2 protein-coding genes are annotated in these 1,541 nt (G+C 67.1%); both read left to right on the forward strand.

The window, feature by feature from the left end; all coding sequences use genetic code 11:
- A partial coding sequence (locus WAZ62_RS16920; RefSeq protein ID WP_422644710.1) for a lytic murein transglycosylase occupies nucleotides 1-896 on the forward strand: 896 nt, incomplete at its 5' end.
- A gap of 85 nt (nucleotides 897-981) precedes the next feature.
- Nucleotides 982-1,541: septal ring lytic transglycosylase RlpA family protein (locus WAZ62_RS16925; protein ID WP_422644711.1), on the forward strand; the 560-nt coding region annotated here is incomplete at its 3' end.

A 1,541-nucleotide genomic window follows, 5' to 3' on the forward strand; every position in this document is an offset into this window, starting at 1 on the left:
ATGCCGGGTTCGATAGCTGGCTGGACGGTTTCCGGGCCGAGGCCCGGGGCAAGGGCATCGCCGAGACGACGCTGGCCGCCGCCTTCGACGGCCTCACCCCCAATCCCCGGGTGGTCGAGCTCGACCGCAAGCAGCCGGAAGGCCGCATCACCTTCGCGCGCTATTTCCAGAACACGGTATCGGACGTCCGCATCCGCAAGGGCCGCAGCCTTCATGCCGAGAATGCGGATGTGCTGCGCCGGGTCGCGGGCACTTACGGCGTGCCGTCCAAGGTCGTCGTCGCGCTCTGGGGCGTCGAGACCAGTTTCGGCGCCAATACCGGCAATTTCTCCATCGTCCGTTCCCTCGCGACCCTCGCCTACGAGGGGCGGCGGGCGGAATTCTTCCGGGGCGAATTGCTGAAAGCCCTGCAGATCATGGAAGCGGAGCACTACAGCCCCGAAAAGCTGATCGGCTCCTGGGCCGGGGCCATGGGCCAGTGCCAGTTCATGCCGTCGAGCTACCTGAAATGGGCGGTCGATTTCGACGGTGACGGCCATCGCGATATCTGGGCGACCAGGGCCGATGTCTTCGGCTCCGCCGCCAATTACCTGAAGCAGAACGGCTGGGTCGCGGGCGAGGGCTGGGGCCGGCCGGTGAAGGTGCCGTCGGGCTTCGCCAAGTCCCTGACGGGGCTCGAGGTGAAGAAGAGCCTGGCCGACTGGCAGGCCCTTGGTGTGCGCCAGCGCGATGGCGCCGACCTGCCGGCGGCCGAGATGACCGCCTCGCTGATCAATCCGGGGGAAGAGGGGGCCTATTGGCTGGTCTACGAGAATTTCCGCGTCATCATGCGCTGGAACCGCTCGACCTATTTCGCCCTGTCGGTCCTGTCCCTGGCCGATCAGATCGGCCCATGAGACAGGATATGTTGAGGCAGCCTGCCCCTGAGACGCAAAATGCTGTAGGCATTCTGCTTGTCCTGACGCCAGCCGGAGCGCCAACGTGATTCCCGCCCGCAGCTCCCTGCATACGCTCGCCATCGTGACGGCCCTCGCCGCCACGCTGGGCGCCTGCGCCCGCGACCGGGTGGACAGCAACCAGACCACCCGCCCCGGCGTGGTCGAGGCGACCCTGAAGCCCTATCAGATCAAGGGCGTCTGGTATTACCCCAAGGTCGACTGGTCCTATGACGCGACCGGCATCGCCTCCTGGTACGGCGAGCCGTTCCATGGCCGGAAGACGGCGATCGGCGAAGTCTACGACATGAACGAGATGACGGCGGCGCACAAGACGCTGCAACTGCCCGCCGACGTCCGCGTGACCAACCTCGAGAACGGCCGTTCGGTCATGGTCCGGGTCAACGACCGCGGGCCCTTCGTCAACGATCGCATCATCGACCTGTCGCGCCGGGCCGCCCAGCTGCTGGGGTTCCAGAATCAGGGCACGGCACGGGTCCGCGTTCAGGTCGTCGACGAATCCGGCCGCCCCGGCGTCAGTACCCTGCCGGTTCCGCAGACCACGGCTGAAGAGCGGACGGCCGCCGCCGCCGCGCCGGTCGGCAC

The sequence above is a fragment of the Zavarzinia sp. genome (assembly GCF_049306435.1).
Taxonomy (GTDB): domain Bacteria; phylum Pseudomonadota; class Alphaproteobacteria; order Zavarziniales; family Zavarziniaceae; genus Zavarzinia.